Origin of the sequence: Leisingera sp. M523, from assembly GCF_025141335.1 — a bacterium.
In the GTDB taxonomy this organism is placed as follows: domain Bacteria; phylum Pseudomonadota; class Alphaproteobacteria; order Rhodobacterales; family Rhodobacteraceae; genus Leisingera.
The window spans coordinates 554,978-569,352 of record NZ_CP081036.1 but is presented as its reverse complement, the minus strand read 5'-3'; the positions used below and the strand labels follow the sequence as shown (position 1 = coordinate 569,352).

Below are 14,375 nucleotides of genomic sequence, written 5' to 3'. Positions count from 1 at the left end.
GAGGGTCCCCGCTTATGAATATCAAACGGTCCACCGTGCTGCCGGTTCTGGTGATTGCGGTTGCGGCACTGCTTGCGGCACTGCTGATCGGCAGCATGGCGATGTATGCCTCAAGCCGGAAAGATGCGGTGCTGGAAGCCTCGCTTGAGGTGACCCGGCGCGCCAGCGGCGTCAGCACCGGCATCACGGCCGCCGAAGTTTATGCCCAAGACGTTCTGGCGATGACGCGGCTGATCCCGCAGGAAGAAGTGGCCAGCCAGTTTCAATCTTACCTCAAGGAAATCAACCGCGATCTCAGCGCCTTGCTGAAGCAACCGCTGCCTGGGCCGCTGCGGGCCGAGGCTGAAACCCTGAATCATACGCTGACAGAGTGGTGCGAATTGGCGGTTGTGCTTTTGGGCATCAAACCTGCAAAGGAAATCCCCACACTAAGCACATTGATGATGAGCAGCGAGGCGGTTACCCGGCAAGCTGCCACCGTGACCGGCCTGGCGGCTGTGCATGCGGAACAGGCCGTTGCGGCGGCGAACCGGGCGTTGTCCCGTATTTTTGTTCTGGGGCTGACCGGCACTGCACTGCTTATGCTTGCAGCACTAATTTTTGCCATTCGCAAGGCGCATGCAGTCTCCGGCGCGATGCAATTGGCGGCTTCCAAGCTGCGCCGGCTGGCAAGCCGCGAGCAATTTGCGCCTTCACAGGAAGCAAGTGAGATTTCTGCCGTATTTGCGGCACTGAATACGCTGGAAACCAGTCTGGAGGAAAAGAAGCGGATCGCCGAGCGGCTGCAGCAGGAAAAAGCCCGGGCAGAAGCTGCCACCGAGACCAAATCCCGCTTCCTGGCAACCATGAGCCACGAGATCCGCACGCCTATCAACGGGGTTCTGGGGATGGCGGAAGTGCTGAATGAAACCAGCCTGACATCTGAACAGAAATCCTGCACCGGCACCATTCTGGCATCGTCCGAGGCGCTGCTGCGCATCGTCAACGACATTCTCGATTTCTCCAAGCTGGAGGCCGGAAAAGAGCAGATGCTGGAGCAGCCCTTTAACCTGCGCGACGTGATTTATGACGTCGCCACGCTGATGTCGCCCAGCGCATCCGCCAAGGGGCTGGAAATCTGTATCGACATCCCGGAGAACACGCCTGCCGTCTTTACCGGCGACAGCGGCCGGGTGCGGCAGATTCTGATGAACCTGGTGGGCAACGCGGTAAAGTTCACTCTGGAAGGCTACATCAGCATCACCCTGAACTACGACGCCAGCCATTCTATTCCTCTGTGCATCGATGTACGCGATACCGGGGTCGGCATCCCCGAAGGCAGCATCGGCCAAATCTTTCACGCTTTCGAACAGGTCGAAAGCACCACCGCCCGGCGATTTGAGGGCACCGGTCTGGGCCTGGCGATCTCGTCGCGCCTGGCGCAGGCCATGGGCGGGCGGATTGATGTGAACTCTGAGGCCGGCACCGGGTCCTGCTTCACTGTTTGCCTGACGCTGCCGGTTGCGGCTCCGGCGTCCGCCCTTTCCCGGCCGCTTGCGGGCAAACTGGTGGCTGTGGCTGCGGATCTGGCCTTTGCCCGCGACGTGCGGCAGCGCCAGCTGGCTCTTTGGGGGGCAGACACAATCGCGCTTCACGGCATGGACGGTCTGCTGGAAAAAGTGGCCGCAATGGCTGCTGAACAGCGGCAGCCGGATCTGGTGCTGGTTGAAACCAGCCTGCCGCTGGAGCAAGCCAGAAGCCTGTGCCGGAACCTGCACAGTTTGCCAGGGTGCAGGGAAATGCCGATCATTTTCTGCACCGGCGGCCAGATGCTGGCCGAATATGAAGTGCTGAAGGAATGCAAGACATTGCGTGTGCTGATGAAACCGGCACGCAACAAATTGCTACTGCAGACCCTGCAGGAGGTCTTGAACATTGGTGTTCTGCCGGCCGCCGCAGAGCTGCCAAGCGCCGGACAGACAGCCGGGCAATTCAGCCACTTGCGCCTGCTGGCAGCAGAGGACAACCGTACCAACCAACTGGTTTTGCAGAAAATGCTGGCCCCTACCGGCATTCAGCTGACCATTTGCAGCAATGGGCAAGAAGCCGTGGATACATTTACCGCACAACGTTTCGATCTGGTGCTGATGGACATGTCGATGCCGGTGATGGATGGCCTTGAAGCCACCCGGCGCCTGCGGGCCTGGGAGCAGGAGAACGGCCGGGCGCCCTGCCCGGTCCTTGCGCTGACCGCCAATGTGCTGAGCACCGACGAAGCGGCCTGCCGCGCCGCAGGCATGGTTGAGTTTCTTTCCAAGCCGATGCGCAAGCAGCTGCTGCTGGAACAAATTGCCAAGTGGACTGATACGCCGTCTGCCACTGATGCAACGCTGCAGGCCCGGCAAGCCTGACACGCAGAGTCCCGGCCTTTGGCTTCACCTGTGACGCAATGGCGCTGATCCGTCATGAAAATCACGACAATACACAAAATCACACTAATTCGTGATATAGTGGACGCCTGTCTGTGCCCCGGTTTGAGTGCATTTCCGGAACCTGGGAAGGCGTTTGCCGGCACCGCTCGCACGGGGATGGCGAGCCGCACACAATGGCAGTTTTGGTGAAAGTTAATGAGTGATTGGGGGATCACATGTCCAATTTACAGATCGGGGCCGCACGCCCCGCCGATGGCTATGCCGCACATTCCGAAAATCCAACTTGGGGGGCAACTGGCACAGGTCTGCTGCATTTGGCGCCCAGCGGCCTGACATCTGATGGCGGCATGGCCGGGGCAGACCGGCCCAACCCGCGTGAGATCTCCAATATCCTTTCTGTACAAGACGGCAGCACTGCAAATGCGGCGGGCGCGTCGGATTTCCTGTGGATCTGGGGGCAGTTTCTGGACCATGACCTGTCGCTGACCGGGGCCGAAAGCGAGACCGGGGCAGATATCGAAGTCCCGGCGGGAGATCCGTTTTTCGATCCTTTCGGCACCGGTGAGGCGGTTATTCCCTTTACCCGCGTGGCACAGCAGGCTGGTGAGTACCTCAATGAGATCACCGCATTTATCGATGCCTCCATGATCTATGGCTCGACGGTGGAAACTGTCGCAGCAATGCGGGACGAAGGCGGCAGGCTGCGGATGACCAAGGACGGGTATCTGGACCGGGATGGCGACGGATTCCTGACCGGAGACGTCCGCGCCGCAGAAAATGTGGCCCTGTCCTCGATGCACACGGTTTTCACCCGCGAGCACAACCGGCTGGCCGGGGAACTGGCTGCAAGGGATCCCGATCTGACAGATGACCAGTTGTTTGAGGCCGCCCGCGCCAGGGTCGAAGCGCTGGTGCAGAGTGTCACCTTCAAGGAGTTTCTCCCCCTATTGATCGGCCAAGACGCGCTTGGGGCCTATCAGGGCTATGACCCTGACGTGAACCCTGGCATTGCAATCGAGTTTTCTACCGCCGTGTTCCGGCTGGGGCATACGCTTTTGCCGGCCAATCTGCAGCTGGTGGCAGCTGACGGAACCGCCGGCCTGCTGGCGCTGCGGGACGCGTTCTTTCAGCCGCACCTGCTGAAGGAACCGGATATGATCGAAAACGTCATGCGCGGTGCGGCAACCCAAGCGTCCGAAGCCGTTGACACAATGGTGGTCGAGGATGTGCGCTCGTTCCTGTTCGGACCGCCTGGCGCCGGCGGGCTTGACCTGGCGGCGCTGAACATTCAACGCGGGCGCGATCTGGGGGTTGCCAGCTATAACGATCTGCGGGAAGCGCTTGGCCTTGGCAGGGCAGAAAACTTTTCTGATGTAACACAGGATGCCGGTCTGGCAGCCAGACTGGAAGAGGCCTATGGCGATACCGATCTGGTCGATGCATGGGTTGGCGGGCTGGCCGAAGACCCGTCCGGCAGCGGGCTGCTTGGGGAAACCTTTACCACGGTGATGGTTGACCAGTTCACCCGCCTGCGCGACGGCGATCCATTCTGGAGTGAAGGACGCGATGGCATTCCACCCAGCGAGTTGAAGGCGCTGTGGGACACAAGCCTGTCCGAAATCATTTTGCGCAACACCGCTATCGACGCTGTTCAAAAAGACATCTTCTCAGCGATGGACAGGATCGCGGGCACCAAGGGCGACGACACCCTTGAGGGCGGCAGCGGGCGTGATTTCCTGTTCGGCGACGATGGCGCAGACAGCCAGGCGGGCCGGGCCGGTGGCGATGACCTTCAGGGGGGACGCGGCAAGGACACGCTTGCTGGCAACCAGGGGGACGATTGCCTGGACGGCGGTGCTGGCCGGGACCGGTTGAATGGCGGATCCGGGGAAGACTTCATCTTTGGCGGCACTGGCAAGGATAATATCACAGGGGGGCAGGACAACGACAGCCTGTCAGGCGGGCGCGGCATGGACAGGCTGTCCGGGAACAAGGGCAACGACACGCTTGACGGCGGCCTGCATGCTGACACTCTGACCGGCGGCACCGGGGATGATTTGCTGACCGGCGGCGCTGGCGGCGACTGTTTTCTGTTCCGGACCCGGCATCACGGGAACGACACCATCACGGATTTTGAACTTGGTCTGGACGAAATCAAGGTTACAGGGCCGATGCGCCATTCATTGTCTATTGAGGACACAGAAGGCGGTCTGAAGTTCTCGGATGGTGCAAACTGGTCCGTGTTGCTGGAGGACATCAGCATGGGCGACTGGTTCCAATCCGGCGACAGCCTGTTCTGATCGCTACCGGGCTGATGCGCGGCCACCTGGATGAGACACGCCACCCGCCGCATCGGCAACAGCCGGCCGCCGATCGGAAACATTGCCCCGGCCCGCGGGGCGTGATGTCGTATGTCCCCCATCCGCTGACGCAATCAAAGGACAGGCACCGTCTGGCGCGCGGCTAGAATGCCCGATCAGTTTCCGCAAGGCCGCAATGCCCAAGCGGAAGGCGACAGGCATCGGGGAGGACGCGCCGCCATGAAAGACAAGACAACCACCACCGAACAGGCCATGGCACTGATCCGGGACGGGGATGTCGTGACCACCACCGGGTTTGTGCAAAGCTGCATCCCGGAAATGCTGCACGCGGCCTTGGAAAAGCGGTTCATCGAGGAAGGCGCCCCCCGCGACCTCACACTGATCATGTGCGCAGGCGCCGGCGACAGCAAGGGTTTGGGGACCGGACGGCTGCACCATGACGGGCTGTTGCGCCGGGTGATTGCCGGCAACTTCGGGCGGATGCCCAAGGTTGCGCAGGCCGCACAAGAGAACAAGATCTGCGGCTACAACCTGCCGCAAGGGGTGATCTCGCAGCTTTACCGCGCCTGTGCCGCAGGCCAGCCGGGGCTGTTCTCCAAGGTCGGCCTGCACACCTATGTCGACCCCCGCCATGGCGGCGGCAAGGTCAACAAAGTGACCGAGGAGGACATCGTCCGCTACCACAAAGTCGATGGCGAGGAATGGCTGTTCTACAAGGCCACCAAGATCGACGTCGCCTTTATTCGCGGCACCAGCGCCGACCGCTCCGGCAATATCAGCATGGAGCGTGAGGCGCTGACGCTGGACTGCCTGGCCCAGGCGATGGCGGCCCATAACAACGGCGGCATCGTCATCGCCCAGGTCGAGCGCATTGTCGAGGACGGCTCGATCAAGCCCAAGGACGTCAAGATCCCTGGCCTGCTGGTGGACTGTGTCTGCGTTGCCGATGATCCGGACATGCACCGGATGAATTATGGCGTGCAGCATAACCCTGCCCTGTCCGGCGAGATCCGGGTGCCGGTCGAGGGCATCGCCAAGATGCCGCTGGATCAGCGCAAGATCATCGCCCGCCGCGCCGCCTTTGAACTGCCGCCCAACGGTGCCGTAAATCTGGGCGTTGGCGCCCCCGACGGGGTCGCGGCCGTCGCCAACGAGGAAAAAGCCACCCCTTACATCACCCTCACAACCGAAGCCGGCGCGGTCGGCGGCGTGCTTGCAGGCGGTTCCAGCTTCGGCTCCTCAGCCAATGCCGATGCCATCATCGACCAGAACCAGATGTTCGACTTCTACGACGGCGGCGGCCTCGACCTCACCTGCCTCGGCATGGCGGAATGCGACGCCGAGGGCAGCGTCAACGCCTCGCGCTTTGGCGGCAGGCTGAACGGCTGCGGCGGCTTCATCAACATTTCGCAGAACTCCCGCGCCGTGGTCTTTGCCGGCACATTCACCGCGGGCGGGCTGAAGGTGGCTGTCGAAGATGGCAACCTGCGCATCGTCCAGGAAGGCCGCAACAAGAAGTTCGTGCGCCTGATCGAACAGATCACCTTCTCCGGCCCTTACGCCTCGCAGCGCTCGCAGCCGGTGCTTTACGTGACCGAACGCTGCGTGCTGCAGCTGACGCCCAAGGGACTGGAACTGATCGAGATTGCGCCCGGCATCGACCTGCAGCGCGATATCCTGGATCAGATGGAATTCAAGCCGATCATCGAAAACGTCACCCAGATGGACCCGCGCATCTTCCGGGATGAGCAGATGGGACTGATGAACGACCTGCTGAACCTGAACCTGTCGGAGCGGGTCACTTATGATGCCGCGCGCCACACCATGTTCCTCAACCTCGAAGGCTGGAGCGTCAAGAAGAAGCGCGACATCGAGGACCTGACCCGGGTCTTGCAGGATGCCTTTGCCAAAAGCGGCCAGGATGTGAACATGGTGATGAACCAGAACGGCTTTCGCATTGCCGAGGATCTGCAGGATGCCTATGCGGCATCGGTCGGCCGGACACTGGAACGCCACAGCGCGTCGATTGCCCACTACACCACCAGCGCCTTCATGCGCCTGAAGATGCAAGGCACCCTCGCCAGCCGCAGCGTGCAACCGCATATTTTCGAGAGCGGTGAAGAAGCGCATCAGGCCATTTGGGGGTCCTGAAGCGGACACAAGCCCGCGCCAGCCCGTATCGGGCTGGCCACCCCTTCCGCACCCGTCCGCGCGCGCCGGAGAACCGGTCTGGCCGTTCGTTCCAGCACTTGGCAGGCGCACAAAACATGTCATGCAAAAGATCCGTAAACCCTTAAGGTAAATACGGTTTCCAAGGGCATCGGGTTGCCGCCAGCTGATGAAAGCCCGGGACCATGCAGATTTTCCAAGGAGAGCGGGACAGGAACTGCATTTTTTTTAAAAACCCTCTTGCACCCCCCCGCAACAAACTTTAGACAGCGCCACACCGATGGGGTGTAGCCAAGTGGTAAGGCAGCAGTTTTTGGTACTGTGTATCGTAGGTTCGAATCCTACCACCCCAGCCACTTTTCCGCGTAAGTCATTGATTTTATTGGGAAATGTTTCCTGAGGTTCGAATGCGCGGATGGGATTCAAACCCAATCCCGCAACAAATCCCGCAACATTTCGGACGACCTCACTACGCACTACCAGCCGCAAGCGTTGCGACCAGAGCTTCTTCTGCGTCCTCAATCGCTGAGTTTAGTGCGTCAATTTCCTGAATGAGTTTCTGCGCCTCTTCTCCCGAAATCGGTTCTTCGTACGTTAGCGACCAGTTCAACAGGTCTTGGACTTTGGAACGTACACCGCCCTTCCCGTACGAAATCTCTCTGAGAACACGTTGAGCCTTGAGCGTCAGAGCTTGGTCATTTCGATCAAAGTCAGGATCAAGGTGGTGCCTTGCACGGTACACAAATGGCTCGGCATCATTGAAGTCAGTTAAGACCAACTCGATCTGATCTTGGGTTGGGTAACTGCCCTCCGCAATGATCTTTAGCAAAGAGAGCACGCCTCGCGGAGAAAAGTAAATCAGCCTCAACGTACTGATTAAATCACGAATCCTTTTTTGCTGGCGTTGGTCACTTCGCTGAGCCGAGTCGACCCGTGCGAGATCTGCAAGTTCCTTGGCACCCTTAAGCAGTTCAACAAGTGATGTGACTTCCATTCGTGAGACCCGCCATTCAATTTTAGATTGCACTAAACCTAGCAGGGAATCGCGCCGTTTCCATCACTCAACATTTCCCGCAACAAATCCCGCAACATTTCTCAACAAAATCTCACCCATCACACTGTTATTAAAAGACTTTTCAACCCACCTTTAATCCTACCACCCCAGCCATCTCTCATGACAAAATTCCGGAAAGCCCAAGTAAATAGGGCCGAAAAATCCCGTTCGCAAAACGCTGTGCCGCACTCCGCCAGGAGTATGACACAAGGTGTGACACAGGCTGCGGCACAAGCCGCGGCGCATCGTGTGCCGTCGGGGCCAGTGCACAGGCCGCAAACCCCCTCCAGCCACGCCCGGACGCATTCCGGCCGCCGCCCGGCCGGCCCCTACCTCCAGCGGCGCGGCCGCATGTACTACTTCCGGAAGCGTTTTCCGCAGGTCCTCGCAAAAAAGGGCGGCAAACCGTTTCTGTTTTTGTCCCTTCGAACCCCTTTACTCTCCGAGGCGATGAGCCGGGCAGCTCGTCTCCTCGCAGTTCTGGAACTCGAAGAAATAAGCATCATGACCGACCCAATCAAGCAGGCCATGTCCGGCCAAAAGATCACAGCCCTTCTGACCGAAGCCGCGCGGCAGGAACTCGGCCGCATCCTCTTCAAACAGGACCAGGGCGCTCCTCTCTCTGACGATGCTATCGACGCGCGTATTGAACGTCTGAACCAAGAGTGCACCGACCTGAAGCGCCGGGCGCGCCGGAATGACTATTCGGCGGTTAATGGCCGGTACCTTTGGAAGCATCGCCGCCTTCGGCGTCGCGAGCACCGGGACCGCGATCACGACCCTGTCGGGCGCAGCCGCCACTACGGCCACGCTCTACTGGATCGGCTCCAGCATTGGCATGGGCGCCGCTGCGGGCAGTCTCATTATTACCAGCGGAGCGATCGCCGCAGGTATCCCGGCCGCGATCCTCGTGCGGCGTTGCGTTCTCGGGCGCCACAGGACAGAGAAAGACCTTAGTGCTCAAGAACAGGCTGCACTCTATGCCGCCCTGCGCCTCGCTGCACCCGTGCGGGCAATACGGTGGACAGCGGTACCGCTCACCCCAATCGAGATGCGGATCTTCGCCCGGCAAGGACTCCTGCCGCTCGCGCCGACGCTCAACGAGCTTTACGCCAAGAATACACAAACCGATGGAGACGATACATGCGTATGCTGCGCAAACCACTGCCGGGCAGTGGACAGCCCGGTCTTACCGGACTTGTTGGGTCAGTTCCCCGAGGACGAAGACATCGGCACCGTGATCGCCGATGGTGCCTATGACACGCGACGCTGCCATGCCGCGATCCTCGAACGCGACGCGGCCCCGATCATCCCGATCCGCAAGAATGGCCGGTTGTGGAAAGAAGATTGTCCGGCTGCGCAGGTCAGAAACGAAACTCTGCGAGCCACCCGACACTACGGTCGAGCCTTCTGGAAGCGCTGGACAGGATACCACGTCCGAAGCCGGATCGAGGCAAAGATGCGCTGCTTAAAGGCATTCGGCGAGCGCATTGCCGCAAGAGACCCCGACCGCCAAACCGCCGAGATCCATATCCGCATCGCACTCATCAACCGCTTCAACGCACTCGGCACCGCTGAGATTATCCGCGTCGCCTAAGTTCGGAGGGGAAAGGGGGAGCCAGGCCTCAAGAGCGAGTTCTGCAACAATGCCGTTATGAAGGCTCCTGATGTGAAACCTCAGATGTCAGAGTTCTGCAACTACGCCTCTTGAAGTTCGGCGTTCATATCCTTCATCGATCAACTCGACTTTTCCGTATGGACCGTCAAGGACATGGCCTCCACCTATACGACCAAGTCGGCTGATGAATTTGCATCAATCCGGCCAGAGCCACCACCTCCTTTCATCAGATGAAGCCAGCACCGCAAATCCCATGGTTACAGAAACATGGGGCATTCGAACCATTTGCCGTGCTTGTGCTGCTGCAGGCTCGGAAGCAGTTTCATCCCAACACAGCTTGTACGGCCCGCAGCGCCGCTGCCACCACCTGATCAGCTTCCGCACGGCTGAGACAGAACGGCGGCGCAAAGCCCAGGATATCGCCCTGCGGCATGGCGCGGGCGATGACCTTGTCCTGTTCCAGCAGTTTGGCCGAGATCTGCGGTCCGATCTTGTCTGCGGCATCAAAGAACGTGCGGCTGTCCTTGTCCTTCACAAATTCCACGGCACACAGCATCCCCTCGCCGCGCACGTCGCCCACATTGGCGTGACCGGACAGTGCCTCTGCCATGGTGGCGTTCAGATAGGCGCCGGCCTCGCCTGCGTTCTGCACCAGGTTCAGTTCATCGATCAGCTTGAGGTTAGCAACACCTGCTGCTGCACCGATCGGGTGCGCCGAATAGGTCCAGCCGTGGCCGATCGGGCCGTTTTCATCGGTGCCCTGTTCCAGCACCTTCCAGACCTTGTCCGAAATGATGGAGCCGGACAGCGGCGCATAAGCCGAAGTGAGGCCCTTGGCGATGGTGATGATGTCAGCCTCGATACCGTAATGGTCCGAACCGAACATGCTGCCGAGACGGCCAAAGCCGGTGACAACCTCATCAGCAACCAGCAGGATGTCGTGCTTCTTGAGCACCGCCTGAATGGCGGCCCAGTAGCCTGCGGGCGGCGGTACGATACCGCCGGTGCCCAGAACCGGCTCACCGATGAAGGCAGCAATAGTATCTGCCCCCTCACGCTCGATCAGTGCCTCCAGTTCGGCGGCGCAATGGGCGACGAACTGTTCCTCGGTCTGGTCCAGGTTGTTGCGGCGGAAATAGTACGGCGCCTCGGTATGGATCACCTGTTCGATTGGCAGGTCGAACTTCTTATGAAACAGCTCCAGCCCGGTCAAAGAGCCGGTGACCAGCCCCGAGCCGTGATAGCCGCGCCAGCGGGAGATGATCTTTTTCTTCTCCGGGCGGCCCAGGATGTTGTTGTAATACCAGATCAGCTTGACGTTGGTTTCATTGGCGTCCGAACCGCCGAGGCCGAAATAGACCTTGGACATGTTCGCAGGCGCCCGGTCCAGGATCATCTTGGACAATGTGATCGAGGCTTCGGTACCGTGGCCAACATAGGAATGGTAATAGGCCAGCTCCTTGGCCTGGTCCCCGATTGCTTCGGCGATTTCCTGGCGGCCATAGCCCACGTTCACGCAGTAGAGACCGGCAAAGGCGTCCAGCAGTTTGTTGCCGTCGCGGTCTTCGATGAAAACTCCGGATGCGGTCTTGATTACCCGGTTCGGGCTTTCCCCGCGGGCGTGCTGGGCCAGATGGGTCGAGGGGTGGAAAAAATTCTCGCGGTCCCACTGGTCGAGTTGGTCGTTCTTCAGCATCGTTCGTCCTTTCTCTTGCCTGCGGGGTTCAGGCCCAGTCGCGGCAGATGTACTTGATTTCGGTGAATTCTTCCATGCCCAGACGGGCGCCTTCGCGGCCAAGGCCGGATTGCTTGGTGCCGCCAAAGGGGATCGGCGCGCCGGTGACTTTGGTGCGGTTCACAGCAACCATGCCGTATTGCAGCGCCCGGCTGAGGCGGTAGATCCGGCGCGGGTCGTGACTGTGGAGATAGGCCACCAGCCCGTACTCGCTGTCATTGGCCCGGGCCACCACCTCTTCCTCGGTATCGAAAGGGGTGACGGGAGCGACCGGGCCAAAGGTTTCCTCGGACATGATCAGCGCATCTGCGGGAACATCGGTCAGCACGGTGGGTTCATAAAACAACGGCCCAAGTGCGTGGCGCTTGCCGCCGCAAGCCAGTGTTGCGCCCTTGGCCAGCGCATCCGCCACATGCTGCTCCTGCTTTTGCATCGCCTTTTCGTTCATCAGCGGCCCGAGATCGCAGTCATCCATACCCTTGCCGATGCTCAGTGCCTTGGCAGCCTCAATGAACTTAGCGCAGAACTCCGCATAGACCGGGCGTTCGACAAAGATCCGGTTGGCACCCAGGCAGTCCTGACCGGAGGTGGCGAATTTCGCCTTGATCGCTTCCTCCACCGCCTTGTCCAGATTACAGCCTTTGAAGACGATCACCGGCGCATGGCCGCCCAGCTCCATCACCAGCCGCTTCACAGTTTCGGCCGACTGGCGGTACAAAAGTTTGCCGATATTGGTGGAGCCGGTGAAGGATAGCGCCCGCACCCTTGTGTCGCGGGTCCAGGGTTCAACGATGGTGGGGGCATGGCCAGTCACCACGTTGAACACGCCTGCAGGGACGCCAGCACGCTCGGCCAGCTCCGCCAGCGCCAGCGCGCTGAACGGGGTCTCACCCGAAGGATGCGCCACCACGGTGCAGCCCGCCGCCAGCGCCGCCGCTGCTTTGCGGGTCAGCATGGCAGAGGGGAAGTTCCAGGGCGTGATCAGCGCCGCAACGCCCACCGGCTCACGCCACAATTCCACTTCGGCGTCGGGCAAATGGCTGGTCACGCCTTCGATGTTGGGGCGTTTGGCCTCTTCGGCGTAGAATTCCACAAAGGCAGCGCCATAGTCTATCTCGCCGCGCGCCTCGGAGAGGGGCTTGCCTTGTTCCAGCACCATGATGCGGGCAAGATCTTCCTTGTGTTCCAGCTGCAACTCATACCAGCGCCGCAGGATGGCGGCGCGCTGCTGCGGCAGGAGACCTGCCCAGGCGGCGAATGCGGCCTGAGCCGCGTCCACGGCGGCAGAGGATTCCTCTGCTGACAGGCTGGCCACATGGCCAAGTTCTGCACCATCTGCCGGATCGCAAACCGGGAAGGTTTCGCCATTGGCAGCGGCGCACCATTTGCCGCCGATATAGGAAAATGAGCGCACCAGGGCCTTGTCGGCAATCTCGGCACGGGCTGAGAGCGCGGTCTCTGTCATGATGTCCTCCTCATGTCTTGCAAAGGAGTGTGCTTGTTCACGGCAGAGGAAGTGGCTGAAGTTTGCCGGGCTTGCAGAGGAAACAGCTGCCAGGCAGGTGCTTTCGTGCGGGGTTCACCCCTGCCCCAGCAGTATATCCAGAGGCGGCGCCCCGGCCCCTTTGACCGGCTTGGTCACAACATAGGTGAAATAGCGGCTAAGGCCGATACGGGCATCCAGCATCTCATCGATCAGCCGCTGGTAAGCATCGATGTCGCGGGTGACTATCTGCAGCAGATAGTCAAAGCCGCCTGCCAGCGCCCAGCAGGCGGTGACCTCGTCATAGCGCTGCATCGCCGTTTCAAACGCGCGGAAACTGGCAGCGGTGTGGTCAGCAATCTCAGCGGCGACAAACACAGTCAGATGCGGCGCCAGTTTCTTGAGGTTGATGCGGGCGCCGTAGCCCTCGATCAGACCGGCCTGTTCCAGCTTTTTCAGCCGGTCCCAGCAGGGGGTCGGCGACAGGCCGATCCGGTCGGCCAGCGCGGCCTTGGTGATGCGGCCCTCGGTTGAGAGCACGCGCAGAATGTCGAGATCGCGCTGGTCCAGTTGCATAGGCTTGCCCTATCAGGCGCCGGCCACGCCGACAACTGCCACGCAGTCACCGGATTTGATCAGGCCGGGGAAATGGCGGCTGATCACCAGCCCTGCGCGGCGGGCGCGGTATTCTACCGGCTGCTGCCCGGTGCGGTCGAGCGGCCACACACGGGCCACGAGATCACCCTTGGCAACCGTTTCGCCCAGATCGGCCATCATCTCATAAAGACCGTCGCCCTCGCTGAACAGGAAGCAATCGTCATCCGGCATCGTCAGGTTCACGGTCTCATCCAGCTGCATCTCACCCTGCAGGATGCCGAAGTGGATCAGCACATTGCGCAGCCCCTTCTTGGCAATGGCATTGCTGCGCGCGGAGGACGACCCGCCGCCGCCCAGTTCCGTGGTGACCAGAACCTTGCCCATTTCCTCGACCGCGGTGTCATACATGCCGCCGCTGTCGATCTCCAAAAGCTCCACCGAATAAGGCGCGTTGAACGCCTTCATGGCGGCAAAGCAGGCCCCCTGCGCAGCCTTGTCCTCCAGGATGTGCGCCGCGGCAAAAGGCACGAAATCCAGCGTCTTGCCGCCGGAGTGGAAGTCCACCGCCAGATCCGCCATCGGTAAAAGCGTGCGCTGGAAATAATCGGCGATCTTCTCGGTTACGGTGCCGTCGGGGCGGCCCGGAAACGACCGGTTCATATTGCCCTTGTCGATGGGCGAGGTGCGGGTGCCGGCCCGGAATGCCGGATAGTTGAAGGCCGGCACAATGATCAGCCGCCCGGTCACATCCTCTGCCGCCGTGGTGGCAGCCAGCTCATGCAGGGCAATCGGGCCTTCGTATTCGTCGCCGTGGTTGGCGCCAGTCAGCAGCGCCGTCGGCCCCTCGCCGTTCTTGATCACCGTCAGCGGGATCATCACCGAGCCCCAGGCCGAGTCATCCCGGCTGTAGGGCAGTTTCAGGAAACCGTGGTGCACCCCGTCCCGGTCCAGCGGGATGGTGGGGGAGATCGGATTTGGCTTCATAGA

Annotated in this window: 9 protein-coding genes, 1 tRNA gene and 2 pseudogenes; 6 read left to right on the top strand and 6 right to left on the bottom strand. The window is 60.7% G+C overall.

What is annotated here, in order from left to right; translation table 11 throughout:
* Window positions 1–14: 14 nt before the first annotated feature.
* The 4 genes from K3557_RS02730 to K3557_RS02715 all read left to right on the top strand — a co-directional run bounded on the left by K3557_RS02730 (window position 15) and on the right by K3557_RS02715 (window position 7,257).
* The gene (locus K3557_RS02730) at window positions 15–2,390 is read left to right on the top strand and encodes a response regulator (RefSeq protein ID WP_259997505.1); all 2,376 of its coding nucleotides are present in this window, start codon (window positions 15–17) and stop codon (window positions 2,388–2,390) included.
* A gap of 236 nt (window positions 2,391–2,626) precedes the next feature.
* On the top strand, window positions 2,627–4,711 hold the full coding sequence (locus K3557_RS02725; RefSeq protein WP_259997504.1) for a peroxidase family protein: 2,085 nt from the start codon (window positions 2,627–2,629) through the stop codon (window positions 4,709–4,711).
* A gap of 240 nt (window positions 4,712–4,951) precedes the next feature.
* Window positions 4,952–6,883 carry an acyl CoA:acetate/3-ketoacid CoA transferase gene (locus K3557_RS02720; protein WP_259997502.1) on the top strand — a complete coding sequence of 644 codons (1,932 nt, stop codon included), beginning with the start codon at window positions 4,952–4,954 and terminating at the stop codon, window positions 6,881–6,883.
* A gap of 299 nt (window positions 6,884–7,182) precedes the next feature.
* Window positions 7,183–7,257: transfer RNA gene (locus K3557_RS02715), tRNA-Gln, on the top strand.
* 113 nt (window positions 7,258–7,370) lie between these two features.
* Here K3557_RS02715 and K3557_RS02710 read toward each other — a convergent pair.
* Window positions 7,371–7,895, bottom strand: a complete 525-nt coding sequence (locus tag K3557_RS02710; RefSeq protein ID WP_259997500.1) for a hypothetical protein — start codon at window positions 7,893–7,895, stop codon at window positions 7,371–7,373.
* Between the two features lie 180 nt (window positions 7,896–8,075).
* Here K3557_RS02710 and K3557_RS20555 point away from each other — a divergent pair.
* Window positions 8,076–8,381, top strand: a pseudogene (locus K3557_RS20555) (hypothetical protein); the annotation flags it as partial.
* A gap of 9 nt (window positions 8,382–8,390) precedes the next feature.
* Here the strand turns inward: K3557_RS20555 and K3557_RS02705 are convergent.
* Window positions 8,391–8,765 (bottom strand): hypothetical protein, encoded by a 375-nt coding sequence (locus K3557_RS02705; protein WP_259997498.1) that lies wholly within the window; start codon window positions 8,763–8,765, stop codon window positions 8,391–8,393.
* 358 nt (window positions 8,766–9,123) lie between these two features.
* Here K3557_RS02705 and K3557_RS02700 point away from each other — a divergent pair.
* Window positions 9,124–9,552: pseudogene (locus K3557_RS02700) on the top strand (IS5 family transposase); the annotation flags it as partial.
* Window positions 9,553–9,895: 343 nt separating this feature from the next.
* Here the strand turns inward: K3557_RS02700 and K3557_RS02695 are convergent.
* The 4 genes from K3557_RS02695 to doeB form a co-directional block, all read right to left on the bottom strand.
* A complete protein-coding gene (locus tag K3557_RS02695; RefSeq protein WP_259997496.1) occupies window positions 9,896–11,269 on the bottom strand; it encodes an aspartate aminotransferase family protein in 1,374 nt (457 codons plus the stop codon).
* A 28-nt stretch (window positions 11,270–11,297) separates the two neighbouring features.
* Entirely contained in the window at window positions 11,298–12,773 is a 1,476-nt protein-coding gene (locus K3557_RS02690; protein ID WP_259997494.1) for an NAD-dependent succinate-semialdehyde dehydrogenase, read from the bottom strand.
* Window positions 12,774–12,887: 114 nt separating this feature from the next.
* A complete protein-coding gene (locus K3557_RS02685; RefSeq protein ID WP_259997492.1) occupies window positions 12,888–13,367 on the bottom strand; it encodes an Lrp/AsnC family transcriptional regulator in 480 nt (159 codons plus the stop codon).
* 12 nt (window positions 13,368–13,379) lie between these two features.
* Window positions 13,380–14,372 carry a N(2)-acetyl-L-2,4-diaminobutanoate deacetylase DoeB gene (gene doeB, locus K3557_RS02680; RefSeq protein WP_259997491.1) on the bottom strand — a complete coding sequence of 331 codons (993 nt, stop codon included), beginning with the start codon at window positions 14,370–14,372 and terminating at the stop codon, window positions 13,380–13,382.
* Window positions 14,373–14,375 lie beyond the last annotated feature (3 nt).